Genomic DNA, 16227 nt, shown 5'->3' with positions numbered 1-16227 from the left:
TTTCGGTTAGCGAACATTACGGTGCGTGGCTGGTAAACTTCAATTCGCGTGTAGGACGGGCACGATTTCACCAGTAGTCATAAACACAATCGCGCCCCGTGGCGCGGAGATTGCCTGTAGGTAGCCCTGCAATTGCTGGACATACGCAACGCGGTGCAGCCTTGTGTCGCGATCGCTCTTCCAGTCCAGAACCTCCAGCACTTTGCCACCCTCGATTGCGATCGCATCGACTCGGCCAGCGAGAAGATTACCGGGCGTTATCTCGCCCCAGACAGACAATTCAGGCACAAGCACGGGCAAGAGTCGCTGCACATAAGGCAGCCGATAGGTCTGCAACGCGGTTGCTGCGAGTTCGCTTGGAACCGGGAGAGATCCCTCCTCGGACTCGATGGTAAGAAGTTCGTTGAGAAGATGTTCAGCGCGTGCAGCGACGTCATCCTGGGGCGATAGTTCGCCCGTCAGAAGTTCCTCCATTAGCTTGTGAAGGGCCAGCCCGCGAGTCCTGCCGGCGCCTATGGGCTCGACATGTTCGAACACGCCGCTCGATTCGCTCGCCAAGGCCGGCAGGAGGATTTCGGCACGGTCCGCATCGTGGGCACTGGGATTGGTCCAGCGCAGTGAGGGCGAGGCTGCCTTAACGATCGCGGCTTGCCGTGCGAAAATATCCGCATCTTGAGGCAACGCGACGGCGTCGAAACTGGTCGGCGTTCGCGGCTCCAACTGGTTGAACTGCAATTCCTCAAGCAGATCGAATCTCAGGTTGAGCAGCTTCGACCATGCGCCTGGCTTGGCCGAGGAAAGATTGGGAACGACCAGCAGATCGCGGGCACGCGTAGAGGCGACATACCACATCCGTTGATGTTCCAGCGTCTGACGCTGCGCTTGCTCCTCGCGAGCAAGCTTGAGCGCCGAGGAACAGACACCGCCGATGATCCAGTGCAGCGTGTTGTCGGATTGACGATGGACGAACCGCTCGGAGGGTCTTGCGCGCGTGCCCATGTTGATGGGGATCACCACCGGCCACTCAAGGCCTTTGGCGCTGTGAATGGTCACAATCTCGACCGCGTCTTTCGACGCGTCGATCCGGCCCTCCTGCCGCGAGGCTCGACGATCCCAATCGAGCTGCAGATGACGGACGAAGGACCGGAGCCCCCGGACGTCAAATGGCCGCGCGAGTTCAACAATGCGATCAAGATTGGCGAGAGAGCGCGCGGCACGGTTGTTGCCGCTGCGCGCGGACAATGCGACGCGCAGTTGAAGCTGCTCGATGGCCTCGGCCAACAAAATTCGCGGTGTCGTGACGTTCACCCTTGCTCGGAGTTTTTGCAGGATCTCGAGGATTGATCTGGCGACGGGATGGGACACCAGAGCCGGCGGTGTTGTGATGTCAAAGAGGCCAGTCGGTGCAGCGGCAGGTCCGGCCTGATGGACCTCTTCGGCGATGTCGAGCAGCTCTTCATCGGTTAGACCCACCGTGGGTCCACGCATGAAAGCACCGAAGGCAAGCCGGTCGCGCGAATCCGCAAGCGTGCGCAGCAGCGCTAGAACGTCCTGGGTCTCTTGCTGGAGTAACAGCGTCTTGCCAGCTTGCGACGCGACAGCAAGCCCGAGCGCCTCCAGTGCCCGTTCATAGCGCCAAAGGTCGGTGCCGGTTGGCGCAAGCAGGGCAATGTCGCCCGCTTCAAGTAGGCGGCGCCTGCCATCGTGCTCGTCTTCGATCTCGATTGCACCGACCAGTTTGGAACATATCCGCGCAACGATCGCCGCCTCGTCGTCGCGCTGCTCGGGCATACTCGCCGATCGACCGTCGCCAATGGTCACATGGGACGCGGAAGGCAGTCCATGGATGGCGCCTTTGCGCGTTGCGCTGAGTGCGCCATAACTTGGCTGACCGTCAGCATCAAGGACGGGTTGGAACGCGGCGTTCACGTACTCAATGATGCCTGGCTGGCAGCGAAAGTTGGCCCCGATATGGACAACGCGGTCGTCCCCTAGGCGTGCAATCGTCCGCTTCGCCTGATTGTAGCTGTCGATGTCGGCACCACGAAAGGCGTAGATGGATTGCTTGGGGTCGCCGACCACGAACAGCGCCCCGTCGCGAAGGTCGGCATTCTGCCAGTGATCGGGCATGGCGCGCGCCGCGATCGAAAACAGGATGCTGGCCTGGATCGGGTCGGTATCCTGAAATTCATCGACGAGGATATGCGAAAAGCGTCGACCGACTGCCTCGCGCACGGCATCGTTTTTGGTCACAAGGGCTTGGGCACGCTGCAGGAGGTCGTCGAAGTCGAGGACGGCCGCCTCGCCCTTGCGCTCGACATAGAGGTCGGTGACGGGATCGAGCGCACGTGACATCTGATCGACCATGGCATCGCCGATCTGTCCGAGGAGCTCTGCGAATTGCGTCTCACAGTTATTGGAATGCGCCTCAGCCTGCTGAGCAAGTTCTGGTCCTTTGTCCTTGCCATAGGCTGATTTCCAATAGCCGAGATTGCGCTGTTTTTTGAAAGCGAACTCGTTCCATTTCATCGAGGCAGTACGCGGCGGGTCGGCAAGTTCCCATAGCCGAGCAAAGGTGGGCTCCTTCTCGAAGCAACTCTCGTAGAATGCGGCGAGGGTTTCGAATTCTGCGACCAAGGCCCTGGTGCGGCCTTCTTTAGGATAGTCTTCTTGCCAGCGTCGGAACGCACGGACGCTCTCGACAAAATCGATATCCTTGCGCAGCGAGAAGTCGATCGAAGCGGTGCCGGCCCCTGGATGCTCCAGCTTGAGCTTGGCAAGGTCGAAGCTATCCTTGACGACCTTCAACGGTTCGAACTTGGAGAGGACCGCCACCGGATCCTCGCCCTCCCTGGTTTGTATTGAGAGACGCTCGAACAGCCATTTGGAGATGACGCTCTCGAACATCGCGTCGGCCGCAGGCCCATCCATCATTCGCGAACCGGGATCTAGTCCCGTTTCGACGGAATAGGCCATGATAATCTGCTGACACAGCGCGTGAATGGTGCACGCGGTTAGCTCGTCGAGGGCATCAATTGCCGACTTGAGGCTGCTCTTTTCTTCGTCGAGCAGCTCAAGGGTTACAGCGTCGCGCAAGACCTTCGGGATTTCTCCTCCCAGCAGTTGGGTTGCGTATTCGCGAATGCGCAGCGACAGCTCGCTGGCAGCCAGTTCGGTAAACGTAATCGCGGCGATGCTGCGCGGCGGCTCACCGTACAACATTAGCATGACGACGCGGCCGGCAATAAGTGACGTTTTGCCGGTGCCCGCTGCCGCTTCGACCAGCAGTGTCCTGTCGAGTTCCGTGAGAACGCGACGGCGCTCAAGGGCGTCGCTCAGCATCACAGCTCCCTCCAAAAGGGCGCAAGCTTGTGCTGTCCGGCGTTGAAACCTTCATCCTTGCGCCCCTGGTAACGATCAAGCGCCGCAGGCAGCGCGATCCTGAGTTGGTTGTAGTCTGCGAACGCATCTGGTCCCGGATGGGCGATCCCAGCTCTGAGCCCTTCGACAGCGATGTCGATGAAGCGTAGCAGCTTCTCTTCCGCTTGTTCGAGCACATCGCCTTCAAGGCGCGCCGGAGGTTCCATGGTGTCGAGGTAGACCAGGCGGGAGATGATCGCACTCACCTCGGGGATGAGCTGCTTGATCGCAACGGCGTAGAGTACGCGCTGAACTTCCGCTCCGCCGGCGAGGACGACGCCGCGCAGATCGCGCGGCGTTTTTCCGGTCTTGTAGTCGGACATCCGGACACCACGGCGGTCCGGCTTCACGTCGACACGGTCAATGCGGCCTTTCAGCGGGATCCCGAAACGACCGATCAAAACCTGTTGGTTTTCATGCCAGGGAACGGAATTCTTTGCCTGCGACTCAGGCGTGCCGAACGGCACCTCGCTAAAGCTTTGCGTACCAGGACCGAAGCGGTCATCAACAGTCAGTCCGCGGCGGGCCCGTCGCCGCGCCTCGTCGATCGTGTCCAACCAAAGCAACCTCGGCGGCACTGCCCGGGTTAGCGGCCAGTCCTCCGCGATGCTTTTGACCGCGGCCTCAAGCGCGCTATCAATTTCTTCTGGCGTTGCGCTGACAACACTGGGCATACGATCGACCGCGAGGCGCAGCAATTCATGGACGAGCTCACCGAAGGTCATCGCATCGAGTTGCAGCGGCTGAACCGCAAGCTCAGGCGCGGTCATCCCTAACACTCTTAGCCAGACATAGCCCAATGGATCACGCAAAAGCCGCCGGAGCGAGGTAGCGGATTGCGGCAAGCTCAGAGCGCGCAGAATGGCCGGATGGTGCTCTCGGAACCCGCCGTCATGTGGCGTTGTCTCAAGCCTGCGCGTCCAGTCCGCCCAGCAAGAAATAACGCTTTGTATGCGCGGCAAGGCGAGCGCATCATCGGTACGAGCCAGTAGACGATCACCTTCGCTAAACGCATGCTCCGGCGTTCGCGTCCGCGAAAGCAGACGCTCGGCAACCCGATGCTGTAGCAATCCGCTTTTGGCAAGGAACGCGCCTTCCGCCGATCGCCTGCTGCGCGACAGCGTAACCTTCGAATTTGGGTGGCCGGTCAAGATCTCAAAGGTCAGCCGATCGTGCTCGAGCCGGGGCAGGTCCACCAACTCACGCTCGTTAAGCACATGCTCGGGCAGTAGCGGGTCCGCATTGTCGCCACGCGGCCAGCTTCTGCTCGAAAGCCCAAGCAGACGCATATACTTTCGTGGCGCTCCAACCAGGTCCGCCGCCCGTCCCCAGACCACATTGTTGGCAGGGTCACTCTCGTCTGCAATGCGCAAGGACGTCAGGGTCATCTCCATTGCTGCGGCCGGCGCCAAACGAAGCGCCTCCTGCCAGAGCCCAAGGCTGCTGCCGCGCAGGAGCGACTTTCCGAGTTTGACCGCAGCTTTTGCGCCGCCGACTAGGTCGTAGAGCACTGGCATTACGATCGTTGCGATTGGGGTTCCCTCGTAATGCGAGAGTGTCTCTAGACTGCGCGCCCAGTGCTCCGGCTCGAAAAGTCCCGCCTCGGTGGGGATTCCTTTCATCCAATCAGCCGGAAGCGCCTCCGATAGGTACGGTGATAGCAGCGACAGACGACGAATACGATCCTGCGACAAGCCGTTGATCATAACATCGGCGAGCGCCGCGCAGGTCTGGCCGGCGCGCGTGCTCAGGGCTGAAACGCCGCCAGCGAAATGGATCGGGAGATCAGCGTCCGCCGCCAGCACCAGCATGTGATCATCCCACACGCTCAAGTCAGCACTTGCGATCGCGATGTCACTGGCTTGCGTTACACCATCGCTCAACAACGCACGCGCCCAGCGAAGCGCTTCAACCACCTCCGCGCGAGGGTCGGCGCAAACCTCACAGATCAGATGTTCAGGAGACTGCAGAGGCGTCGCCAGAATCTTACCAGGAAACCAGGTTCGATCGCGCGTGGCCGGCGCGTCCCACGTAACTTCGACTACCGAGCTGAGCGCTTCGATGAGCGGTCGCCAGAGCGGGTCGACGGAAACAAGCCGGTGGAGATGGAGAGGGCCGACGACAGCGCGCGCATGAACGATGCGCGCAAGCGCTCGATCGCGCAGGTCCCCGGGCAACAGCGCGCCGATTGGAAGATGCTGGCGCAGAAAGCTTTCGATGTGACCAAGGTCGCGCAGCCGGGCGCTCGGATTGAGCGGACCGCCAAGGCGAATGTCAGCGGTCCATACCCGATCCAGACTAGCGAGGACGGCCCTCGCCATGCCAGGTCTTGCCTTGACCATTTCGAGTTCTTCAAAAGTGGTCTCTGCGAGTGCTTGTGCGACGATTGGCACGAGGGTTGCGTGATCGGCTGGACGGCTGAAACCACCCGCGAGGCGAGCAGCCAGCAGCGGGAAAGTGGTGACGTCGAGGCCGTGGTCACCCGCTTGAGCGGCTGCAACACGCTGCATGCGAAAGGCTAAAGTGCCCTCGACGACGACGGTGTGACGTTCCATGGTGACAAGGACATTTGTTGCAGAGCTGCAAGCCGGACTTCCGACGGTGGTTCCGGCGCATCCTAGATCAGGGACTCTGAACTGCAAGGCTGCCGCGTACAAAAGCAGTGACAACCTCTATTGTTGCCTGGCAACGCGGTTGCGGGATCGTTCTCGGCAGCAAGCTTACATTTCGGAGCGGCAGTTGGTTGGCCGTTCCGTCAAACAGCGGACCTGCAGCTTGCGGCCCCCCACTGGCACAGCTATAAACACCTGATTTCGCCGCTTCACGCACCGCGGGCGTATTGCGCTGGCGGCGCCCCCATGCACCGCGAGAAGGCTGAGCTGAAGGCACTCGTCGAGCCATATCCGGTCTTCGCCGCAATCTGCGCGATGCTGTGCTGCCGCGATCTAAGCATGTGCTTGGCCAGCGTCATCCTCCAGCTTTGCAGGTATTCCATTGGCGCCATGCCCACCACTCGGTTGAATCGAGTGAAGAAGGCCGAGCGGGACAGCCCCGCCTCACGTGCCAGCTCGGCCACACTCCATGCGCGATCTGGCGCCGCGTGGATGGCGCGCAGCGGGCCGGTCAACCGGTCGTCCGCCAGCCCGCGCAGCAGGCCTGGCGTGGCACTCGTCTCGGTCGCAGAACGCAGAGCTTCGATCAGTAGCACCTGCAGCAGATGTTCCAGAACAACGTCGCGTGCCGGGCGATCCGCTCTCGCCTCGTCCCGCACCAGTCGCGCCAGGTCGCCAAGACGCTGCTCGCCCCGCACCATGGCCATATCGGGAAGCAGCGACACCAGCAGCTCCGCATCCGGGGCGCCGAAGCTGCAATACCCGATGAGCTGCTGCACCTCGACAGGGGCATTCTCTGGCCCGATCCGCACTGTTCCGTCCGGACGGATCAAAGGGCGGCTTTCCAGCCCAGGCGGCGGTTCGGGATCGGCGCTCGACATGGAAAAGCTCTGCACCGCCGGCACCAGCACGAAATCGCCTTGGCAAAGGTTCATCGGCGGCTTGCCGTCCACCTCGAGACGCGCCTGACCGGCAAGGAGCAGACAATAGTAGACCTGTCCAACCTCGGTCCGCCGTACGCGCCAGGGGCCGGAAGCGTCCACCAGCTTCGAAAAGGGCGCGCGCGGACGCAAAAGGGCGATCACTTCGGAAAGCGGATCCGACATTTCGGACTTTCGATAAACAATCAAGGACATGCGATTATAGAAAGTTCGCTCCGCAAGGTCGATATCCAAAGCATCCAACAAAGGAGACACCCCATGAGTACCGTGATGATCACCGGATGCTCCTCTGGCTTCGGTCTGGAGACCGCGCGCCACTTCATCGACAAGGGCTGGTCGGTCGTCGCCACGATGCGCAGCCCGCGCGAGGATGTCTTGCCCGCCTCCGATCGACTGCGCATCCTGCAACTCGACGTGACCGAGCGCGATGCGATCGGCCGCGCGGTCGAGGCAGCAGGTCCGATCGATGCGCTCGTAAACAATGCGGGCATCGGCTGGATGGGACCGCTGGAGGGCACGCCGGAAGAGATAATCCGCGAAATTTTTGAGACCAACACTTTCGGCACGATCGAGATGGTCCGCGCCGTGCTGCCGCAGTTCCGGCAACGCGGAGCGGGGACGATCGTCAACGTTTCTTCCAGCACAACGCTGAAGGCGCTGCCACTGCTACCGATTTACACGGCCAGCAAGGCTGCGGTGAATGCCTTTACCGAATGCCTCGCGCTGGAGCTCGAGCCCTTCGGCATCCGCACGCGGCTGGTCCTGCCCGGCCAAGCTCCAGGGACCGGTTTCGGGGCCAACGCACGCGGCAAGATGGCAGAAGCGGGGGGCATTCCCGAAGCCTATGGCCCCATTGCCAAGCAGGTCTTTGCCGCTCACGCGGCGGCGGCGAACGCGAAGATCACCGAGCCGGCGGACGTGATTGCGGCCATTTGGCGGGCAGTGACCAAGCCGGACTGTCCCTTGCGCCAGCCCGCAGGCGCCGATGCCATGGCCTTCGACTCGCTCCAGAGAGAAATTTGTCGACCGGCCAATTCGGCGGAACGGACGAGCGAGATTGCCGTTCTCTCATGCCAATCAGGAGCGCTCAATGTTCAACCCATGGGTCGATCTCTCTCTTTCCATACTGGAGGCGCAGCAAGTGATCTGGCTTCGAGGTATGCGAATTGTCAACGGCGGCAAAGCGGCTGAACGCGAAGCTAAGTTGATGATCAGTGAAAAAATCGAGGCTGCCGGCCGCGCAACTGTGATGCTCGCGATGGGCGCATCAGCAGACAAGCTCCCAAGTTACTACGGGGGGAAGATTAGGGCGAATAGAAAGCGGCTGTCGCGGACGCCCGCTTGACCTAGCAGCTTGCGCCGCACCATGCAGTCGATTTTGCTATCTGAGGAGCGGCTGTTCACCCAAAGCGGCGCAGGTTCTCGCGCGACCAGGCTTCGATGGTGTCCATGAGGTCAAACTCATCCACCATCCCGCTCTGGAAGAGATAGACCAGTTTGGCGGCGACGTTCTGCGCATCACCCGAGTCCAGTTGATGTCCCTCCTGCTTGCACAGGTGGTGCAGAACGCGAGTGAGCATTTCGAGGTCGGACGATTCTAGGATTTCGGTGTGCATCTCAGCGCCTCGTCATTGGCGAGAGTGCTATTTGCTCCCAGCGTCCGTGCGCCATGACAAACCGGACGACACACGATCTCTAGGCCTTCCAGGGGCGGTCCGCATTCGCATTTGAGGTTTGCGCAAACAACATGGGCTTTTTGAACGCGCAGGAACATTTATTTAGGTGAAAAGTTGGACCGGGAGACTAGAGAATATCTCAGAGTGCCTGGGTAGGCCGTTGTTCTTTTTCGATATTCACGATGGATCCGACGTGACCAGAGATGAATCGGGCATCGACTGTTCATCCCTGGCAGAGGTGAGCAGGGCAAGGCAGTCGACCGGACATCGCCCGGGAGGGTGTGAGACACTTAAAGAAAATCAATGGTTTAGCGGATGGTTAGCCAATCCATATCCTTCGTACTCTCTCGTATGGTCTGGCGAACCGAACACAAAGAACACAGATTGAGCTCGGCCTACCTGCACTGCAAAGATGACGCATTGCAAGTACGTTGGTTGCGGGACGCCCAGCAACCGAAACCGACATTCGCTGGTCGTCAGAGTTTGATCGGCCATGGACTCCGAGATGGCGCAGATACCCGGGAGTCGGCACCGCTTTCAGAATTGTGATTTTCGGCAGACCACCGCCAAACCGAGTGCTTACCGCGTTATCGCCGCATTCCGAGCTTCACCAAATGTCATCCGGTAGCCTCCAGGGAACGGCCTCCCAAATGAATGTCCGAGATGACCGAATTGGGGCCGTGAGCAGATCGGCAGCTTTCTGGCGTCCAATTGGTAAATCAGCCATTCAGCTCACGACGCCTTGCTGTTATTGGAATGGACACGATAAACGGCTCGATCGAGCCTTTTGCCGTATGTGGGCAGACTGCCGGCGAAGCGGAAAATTCGCGACAGCGGCAAAGTGTTACTCGCCCTCCGTCTGACCCGAAGTGCCGGAGCCCCAGCATTCCTGCCGTCATGCGGCAAGAGAAGAAGCCGAACGTTCTGCTGCGGACGCCTCGGCCGACTCTTTTCTCAGTTGATACAAAAAATCCACCTTTCCCATTCGGCCCGGGCAGGCCGTTCGAAAATTCTGCTCGGAGGCCGGGATTAACCCCGCTTTTGCGTGGGCCAAACCATCAGCGGATAGTCTTCGTCGTTGCTGAGTCGCGCCATATGGTCGACGGAACCGGACTCGTGCGTCGCGGAGCTACGCAACCTGCGCGGTCGCTATCTGCTGGATGTTGGTCGGAAGTGACCGCAACAAGGTTTCAGATGATGACCATCGCGGGTTGACATTCGCGCCTCGCTCGCCATGCTGCATTGCAGCATGAACAATAGCCTTGCCGAGTCATCGCGCATCGAATGCCTGGATGGCCTTCGCGCCACCGCCGCGCTGTGGGTGCTGGTCGGTCATTGCCTGCTGTTGACCGGCTGGCATATTCCGGTGCTTGGCGACCCTGCGCTCGGCGTCGATCTCTTCATCATGCTGTCCGGCTTCCTAATGGTGTTTCACTATCAGTTGCGCCAGGCCAAGGAGCCTTGGCAACGGCCTGAGACCTGGCTGAAATTCTGGGCGAGGCGTTATTTTCGCATCGCGCCGCTGTTCTACGTCATGCTGTTCTTCGCACTGGCGCTCGGGCCCGATCTCTATGACTCACGGACGGTCATCGATGCCTTCCTGCAGCGCGCGCCACAGGCGCCCGAGCGCTTTCTCGACGGCAGCCTGAAGAACATCCTCGCCCACCTGACATTCCTGTTCGGCCTTTCTCCGAATCTCGCCTACCGCACGCCGCTGCCAGACTGGAGTCTGGGACTGGAAATGCAGTTCTACGCAGTCTTCCCGGCGCTGATGCTTTTGGTGCGCCGCTTCGACTGGATATGGAGCGCCCTAGTCGTGACGGCCCTCGGCGGCCTGGCGGTGGCGCTCCTCAAGTCGATGTCGGTCTATTTCCCGATGCCGTCTTTCCTGCCGCTGAAGATCCAGGTATTTCTTTGCGGCATGCTGCTGGCGGGCGTCCTGGCACAAAGCCAACCGAGGCCACTGCTGCATCTGGCCCTGGCCATGGCGCTTGCTGCGATTCCCTTTGGCGACGGCTACGGGCTTTCGAAATTCCTGATACGCGAAGCGCTGGTGCTGGGCTTCTTTGCCCTCGTGCTTTATCGGATGCTGCCTGGCAAGGCGGGCACCGTGGCGCGGAAAGTCGCCGTCGCATTGGGCGGAGGCATCTTTCATGTGCTCGGCGAACTGTCCTACAGCATCTATCTGATCCATCTTCTCACTCTGCAGCCCGTGGCGGGCTTCGTGATTACCCGTTATGGCGACGGCCTCGGCGCGCCGCTGCGCTTCGCCATCGTGCTGGCGATCGTGCTGCCGTCGGTCATCCTTCTCTCCTTCGTCACCTACAGGGTCATCGAGATGCCCGGCCAGCAACTCGGCCGGGCGGTGCTGAGCCGGTTCGCGCGGAAGAAGCCGGCGCTTAAGCCAAGTCCCGCCGAGTAGCATCAGCACCGACTAGCGCGTGTCCGATCGCAAGCCATGCCGGCAGGCCTTCGGCTAGAACTGCGTCACCTCTTCGCGTGTGCGCCGCAGCGAAAGCAGATGCCGCAGCAGGGTGCGGGCATTCTTGTCGTAGACATAGTGCGCGAATGTCGAAACCGCGATGACGAGGATGGATGTCACCACGATGAACGTCAGGCCGTGCTGGTTCCACGGAGTTCCGGTGGCGAACTCGTCCAGGACGTTCACCATCCAGGTCAGCGGCGTGTGGAGCGCATAGATGGCGTAGGAGATGTTGCCGGAGAACAGGGCGATTGCGCGCCAGAAGCCCGAGAGCCGCAAGCGGGAAGCCGTCAGAACAAGCCAGGGCCAGACCAGCACTATCATCGCCAGATCGTACAATTGCGCATTTGTGGCGGGACGGAAGATCATCAGCCCGGCGCAAAGCGCCAGGAGAAACGGCATGTAGAGATTGCCGTCCCGGCTTTCCCCGGGCGCGTATCGCCGCAGATAAACGCCGAGGAAGAAGGAAAAGGCGATCCGGACGGGACCAGCGATTGTGCTGTGCCAATGGGCGCCGCCGCCGATCATCATGCCGTCCCAGGCCATCAGCGCCAGCGCCACGAAGGCAAGGCCGGAAATAGCGATGAGCAAGCGGCCGGTAAGCCTCAAGGCCAGCGCGGCGAAAAAAGCGTTCGCGACCAGTTCGTAGAAAAGCGACCAAGCCGGACCGTTAAGCGGAAAAAGCACGCTTGGAACGATCGAAAGCGTCGGCGGCGTCGGCAGGAAAAGCAGGGAAAAGGCAAGGCTCGCAAACAAATCCAGCCGCGAATACGAGCCTAGCCCGTGCATCGCGATGGACACGCCCACGCCGGCCATGGCGATACCTATGGCGGCGAAATATAACGGGTAGAGCCTGACGATGCGGGTTTCCGCGAATTCCCGGAAAGACATCCCTTTTCGGAACTTCTCGTCATAGGCGTGGGCAATCACGAAGCCGCTCAGCAGAAAGAACAAGTCGACTGCGAGGAAACCCGACGGCGCCAGGTCAAAGTGCTGCGCCGTCAGCTCGCGAAAATGTCCAAGCATCACCAGAACAGCGGCGATGCCACGCAAACCGTGAAGCGCGTCGAAGTGGGTCGTCTCCGGTCTCAAACCGATCTCCGGTCATCCCGAACCCGCCAAAGTCGCCCAAATCAATCTACGCATTGATTGCTGCGTCGCACAAGAACCTTTTGCGGCGCACGCTAGTGGTATGCGTCCCCCGGAAACGGGAGGGTACCTTCTCCCCGTCACGAAGTCCGTTAACGGGGAGAAGGAAAACCCGACAGGATCAATAATTGCCGTTGTAGTAGCGGTCGTCGCAGGGCGCGGTGTAGATGCGCCCGTAGCGGTCCTGATAGCGGCAGAGCTGCTCGCCACGGCGCTGCGGTGTGGTGGCTGAGCCGACCACGGCGCCGAGAAGTGCGCCGCTCGCGGCACCAATCACCGTGCTTTTGGTGTTGCCGCCGATCGCCTGACCGACCAGCGCGCCGCCGGCGCCTCCGATCAACGCGCCGGTGGTGGCCCGCTGCTGGCCTTCGGTCTGTGTCTCGCAGCCGGCAAGAGCCGCGGTCATCAGCACCGCCAGAATAGCCTTCTTGATGATCATCACTAGAACTCCTCTGAAGCCCCGGGTGACTGACAGGCTGGGGCGAACAGAGCCCGAGTGCGGTCGCATTGCGGCGGAACGGCGGCAGAGCCCGCTCACGAAGTGAATCACGGTTTCCCGCCGGTTGAACGCCATGGTTGCCAAACCGAAAAGGGAGCTCTCTCGCAGCAAGCCTTCAGCGAGTCCTCAATGGGACCATGATGGTTGTGAGTTCCCGATTGACGGGGTCTGCTACTACCTGCTTAAGCGAGGTAGGTGCTGGGACGGCCTCGCCATCGTCAATCAGACCTTCAACGTGGAAAGCGAGAGCCCGTTCGGCTAATTCGCGCGCCTCTTCGAGACTTGCGCCGGCGGTGACGATCCCGGGAAGTCAGGAAAGGACACGCCGTAATCGCTGGCGTCCCCTTTGTGGATCATCCCGACGTATTGGCGCATTCCGTTCCCTTGCCGCACGGTCATCGACCGCTAGTTTAAGGCACCAGCACGACGGTGCAAGGCGATGGACAAGTCAGCAACGGCTCTCGCCGGCCCCCTTGGGAGGCCAAGGATTCGTGCGGCCGAGTATCTGCGCATGTCCACAGAGAGGCAGATTTACTCGATCGACAACCAGAGAGATGCAATCCGCAATTATGCGAACGTCATGGGTTACGACATTGTTGCAACCTATGAAGATCCCGGGCGAAGTGGCCTCAGCCTCGTGGGGCGCCCAGGCCTGCGGCGGCTGTTGGAAGATGTGGAAAGCCGGCGAGCCGAGTTTGAAACCGTCGTTGTCTATGACGTGAGCCGGTGGGGGCGGTTCCAGAACACCGACGAAAGCGCCACTTATGAGTACCGATGCCAGATGGCCGGCGTGCGGATCGAGTTCTGCGCCGAGCTGTTCGTCAACGATGGCAGCATCGGCTCCGACGTCCTGAAGGCAATCAAACGCAGCATGGCCGCGGAGTACAGCCGCATGCTGTCGAACAGGGTCTTCGTCGGTCAAAGCCGAATAGTCGCGCTGGGTTTCAGCGGCGGTGGCCCCGCCGGCTATGGCTTCAGGCGCCTTCTTGTCGACGGTGCCGGAAATCCTAAGGCAATGCTTCATCGCAACGAGCGAAAAGGGCTGGCCAGCGACCGAGTGATTCTGGTCCCGGGGCCAAGAAGCGAGATCTCGACCGTAAGATGGATCTTCAATCAATTCGTGAAAAAGGGAAAAACGGAAGCCGAAATTGCGGCTGCATTAAACGCTCGCGGCCTGCTCACTGAACGCGGACGACCATGGACCAAAGCTTGCGTTGGCACGATACTGGCCAGCGAAAAATATATCGGCAACAATGTCTGGAACCGAATATCCCATAGGCTTCTGCACGACCGGGTAAGAAATCCGCCAAGCGCATTTGTTCGCGCCGACAATGTCATCGAGCCGCTCGTGACCCGGGCGCTGTTCGATCGCGCCCAAGCTATCAAGCGGGCGCGCGCCTACCTCAAACCCGATGAGGAACTGCTGGCCGACCTGACCAAGCTCCTGAAAGAGCGGGGGAAGCTGTCGAGCCCGATCATTGACGCCGCCCCCGGCTGTCATTCAGCCGGCATTTACTGGCACCGATTTGGAAGCATGAAGGCCGCCTACCAGTTGATTGGATACGACGGGTCGGCGAATTATCTCAAACTCGATATCAGCAACCGGCTCAAACAGATTCGGCAGCAAGTCGTCGAAGACTTGATGTCCAACATTGACAAGGTCGGTGGTTCGGCGCTGTACGATCCCAAAACGAAGCTTTTGCGCGTCAATGAAGAATTCTCCGTCGCGATATGGATCGCGCGCTATCGGATTATCGTCACCGGCTACCCACGCTGGATATTTTGGAACCGAGGCCTCGTCGGGCCAGATGTGACGATTCTGATAAGAATGAAGCCCGACCATCAAACCGTTCGTGACTTCCTCGTTGCGCCCGTTCATGAAGCGCAATCCGCCCCTCGCATGCTCAACGCAAACAACGGCGTGCGCCTTGATGCCTTCCTCTTCGCCTCGCTCGATCCGGTGGTGGAGATGGCGAGGCGACAGTCGATTTCGGCAATTCCGTGAAAATGACCAAGGCCGAACTGCGTCGCTTCGTGGAGAACAACCGACACGCCATTCGTCTGACTGACAAATTGCAGGCACCTCTGAATCCATTGCGTGGTCCGGCGTTCTTGCAGACCTACAAGCGCGAGTTGGACCATATGCAGGCTTTCATCAGAGAAGCCGACGCAGCGCAGCACCAACTTGAAAGCGTCGTCACCGCCACCGGTCAGATCCTAACCAACGCTCCGTTCCGCGCTTTGCTGCAGGCGCATGATCTCGCGACGCTGCCTTGGATCCTGACGCAATTTTCGACAAACGGACCCAAATCCCATCCTGAGGAACAGCAAGGCCCGTTTAGTTTCCCGGCCGAGCCGCAGCTTGTCGGGGGTGTCTGTCTCGAAGCTTTTGACCTCCTGAACGATTTTGGTGCCCCCTTGAAGATTTTCCCGATGTTGCGAGAGGTTGTGCCCAGCCGGCAGGTTGAAATCGTGCGTCTCATGCTAGCCTTGGACCGCGTGCAATTTCGAGTGGTGAGAGTTTTGATCGCGCTGACACCACGATCGCAACTCGCCGATCCCTTCGCTCGCCGAAAGGAATATGAGGGCATTTCCTCATCGCAATTGGCTGCCATGGAAACTGACCTGGCCAAGGTCAGCCATGAATATCTAAGCGCCGAAAGCACACATGGCGCAACGGCGCTCAACCTGATCACCGTTACGAGTTATTTTGACAGACTGCTGAACAACCCGAAGCTGGTGCGGTTTCTGGCGCGCAATTTTGCCGGCCACCTTGAGGTCTACCAAAGATTGCTCGACTTTCGCGAATGTCATTTTCAGAAACGCACACCGCCCGTTGGAACAAGTGAGCGGATTTGAGGAATTCTTCTCCGGACTTGGGCAGCCTTTTGATCTTGGCCCAAAGCGCCTTATCCGCCTACATCGATCCAGGCGGGTGCGTGATCGCTCGGCTTTTCCCATCCACGGGTCTCGACGTCGACACCCGGGGCCAGAATGCTCTCCGCAAGGGACGGGCTTACAAGCAGATGATCCATTCGCAGGCCGGAGCTTCGATCGTATCCGCCTCGGTAGGAGAAGTTCCAGTAGGTGTAGATGCCCTTGCCAGGGTGGATTAGTCGCATGGCATCGACCCACCCTAGGCTCAGCATGCGGGCATAGGCCTCCCTGCTTTCCGGAAAGAAGACGGCGTCACCCAACCACCGCCGAGGCACTACGGCATCGATCTCAGTCGGGACGACGTTGAAGTCACCACAAAGCACCGTGCGCTCGCCCAAGAGCGATTTGCTGTAGTCGACAAGACGCTCGAACCAGCGCAGCTTATAATCGAATTTCGGGCCCGGCGCCGGATTGCCGTTCGGGAGGTAGATGCAACCGACGACCAGGCCGTCGATTTCAGCCTCCAGATATCGGCTGTGCGTGTCGTCGGGATCGCCAGGCAAGCCCCGGC

11 protein-coding genes and 1 pseudogene are annotated in these 16227 nt (G+C 60.1%); 4 read left to right on the top strand and 8 right to left on the bottom strand.

Features of this window, described 5'->3' with window-relative positions:
• Positions 1-39: 39 nt before the first annotated feature.
• The 3 genes from CK219_RS23690 to CK219_RS23680 form a co-directional block, all read right to left on the bottom strand.
• Complete coding sequence (locus tag CK219_RS23690; protein WP_095769057.1) at positions 40-3342, bottom strand: UvrD-helicase domain-containing protein; 3303 nt, start codon at positions 3340-3342, stop codon at positions 40-42.
• The gene (locus tag CK219_RS23685; RefSeq protein WP_095769056.1) at positions 3342-5975 is read right to left on the bottom strand and encodes a PD-(D/E)XK nuclease family protein; all 2634 of its coding nucleotides are present in this window, start codon (positions 5973-5975) and stop codon (positions 3342-3344) included. Before CK219_RS23685 ends, CK219_RS23690 begins: the two co-directional genes overlap by 1 nt.
• A 266-nt stretch (positions 5976-6241) precedes the next feature.
• Positions 6242-7216 (bottom strand): AraC family transcriptional regulator, encoded by a 975-nt coding sequence (locus CK219_RS23680; protein WP_348628344.1) that lies wholly within the window; start codon positions 7214-7216, stop codon positions 6242-6244.
• Positions 7217-7231: 15 nt separating this feature from the next.
• On the opposite strand from CK219_RS23680, the pseudogene CK219_RS23675 reads away from it, so the two are divergent.
• Positions 7232-7969, top strand: a pseudogene (locus CK219_RS23675) (SDR family oxidoreductase); the annotation flags it as partial.
• 404 nt (positions 7970-8373) lie between these two features.
• Here CK219_RS23675 and CK219_RS23665 read toward each other — a convergent pair.
• The gene (locus tag CK219_RS23665; protein ID WP_095769052.1) at positions 8374-8589 is read right to left on the bottom strand and encodes a hypothetical protein; all 216 of its coding nucleotides are present in this window, start codon (positions 8587-8589) and stop codon (positions 8374-8376) included.
• Between the two features lie 1309 nt (positions 8590-9898).
• On the opposite strand from CK219_RS23665, the gene CK219_RS23660 reads away from it, so the two are divergent.
• Positions 9899-11071 carry an acyltransferase gene (locus CK219_RS23660; protein WP_095769160.1) on the top strand — a complete coding sequence of 391 codons (1173 nt, stop codon included), beginning with the start codon at positions 9899-9901 and terminating at the stop codon, positions 11069-11071.
• Between the two features lie 54 nt (positions 11072-11125).
• Here the strand turns inward: CK219_RS23660 and CK219_RS23655 are convergent, their stop codons facing one another.
• The 3 genes from CK219_RS23655 to CK219_RS23645 all read right to left on the bottom strand — a co-directional run bounded on the left by CK219_RS23655 (position 11126) and on the right by CK219_RS23645 (position 13080).
• The gene (locus CK219_RS23655; protein WP_141245399.1) at positions 11126-12223 is read right to left on the bottom strand and encodes an acyltransferase; all 1098 of its coding nucleotides are present in this window, start codon (positions 12221-12223) and stop codon (positions 11126-11128) included.
• 178 nt (positions 12224-12401) lie between these two features.
• On the bottom strand, positions 12402-12719 hold the full coding sequence (locus CK219_RS23650; protein ID WP_095769050.1) for a YMGG-like glycine zipper-containing protein: 318 nt from the start codon (positions 12717-12719) through the stop codon (positions 12402-12404).
• A gap of 175 nt (positions 12720-12894) precedes the next feature.
• Entirely contained in the window at positions 12895-13080 is a 186-nt protein-coding gene (locus tag CK219_RS23645) for a type II toxin-antitoxin system HicB family antitoxin (RefSeq protein WP_245340605.1), read from the bottom strand.
• A gap of 138 nt (positions 13081-13218) precedes the next feature.
• On the opposite strand from CK219_RS23645, the gene CK219_RS23640 reads away from it, so the two are divergent.
• Both CK219_RS23640 and CK219_RS23635 read left to right on the top strand, forming a co-directional pair.
• Positions 13219-14784 (top strand): recombinase family protein, encoded by a 1566-nt coding sequence (locus CK219_RS23640; protein WP_245340588.1) that lies wholly within the window; start codon positions 13219-13221, stop codon positions 14782-14784.
• A gap of 2 nt (positions 14785-14786) precedes the next feature.
• Positions 14787-15638 carry a plasmid partitioning protein RepB C-terminal domain-containing protein gene (locus CK219_RS23635; RefSeq protein WP_245340587.1) on the top strand — a complete coding sequence of 284 codons (852 nt, stop codon included), beginning with the start codon at positions 14787-14789 and terminating at the stop codon, positions 15636-15638.
• A gap of 50 nt (positions 15639-15688) precedes the next feature.
• Here the strand turns inward: CK219_RS23635 and CK219_RS23630 are convergent.
• Positions 15689-16227, bottom strand: a 539-nt coding sequence (locus CK219_RS23630; protein WP_095769047.1) for an exodeoxyribonuclease III, incomplete at its 5' end; no start/stop codon positions are given.

Origin of the sequence: Mesorhizobium sp. WSM4313, from assembly GCF_002294725.1 — a bacterium.
Lineage (GTDB): Bacteria > Pseudomonadota > Alphaproteobacteria > Rhizobiales > Rhizobiaceae > Mesorhizobium.
This window is presented reverse-complemented; position numbering and strand designations above follow the sequence as displayed.

Excerpts from the sequence above, each read along its gene's own strand:
- CK219_RS23690 (WP_095769057.1), bottom strand. The coding sequence starts at position 3,342 with ATGCTGAGCGACGCCCTTGAGCGCCGTCGCGTTCTCACGGAACTCGAC.
- CK219_RS23685 (WP_095769056.1), bottom strand. The coding sequence starts at position 5,975 with ATGGAACGTCACACCGTCGTCGTCGAGGGCACTTTAGCCTTTCGCATG.
- CK219_RS23665 (WP_095769052.1), bottom strand. The coding sequence starts at position 8,589 with ATGCACACCGAAATCCTAGAATCGTCCGACCTCGAAATGCTCACTCGC.
- CK219_RS23660 (WP_095769160.1), top strand. The coding sequence starts at position 9,899 with ATGAACAATAGCCTTGCCGAGTCATCGCGCATCGAATGCCTGGATGGC.
- CK219_RS23650 (WP_095769050.1), bottom strand. The coding sequence starts at position 12,719 with ATGATCATCAAGAAGGCTATTCTGGCGGTGCTGATGACCGCGGCTCTT.
- CK219_RS23640 (WP_245340588.1), top strand. The coding sequence starts at position 13,219 with ATGGACAAGTCAGCAACGGCTCTCGCCGGCCCCCTTGGGAGGCCAAGG.
- CK219_RS23635 (WP_245340587.1), top strand. The coding sequence starts at position 14,787 with ATGACCAAGGCCGAACTGCGTCGCTTCGTGGAGAACAACCGACACGCC.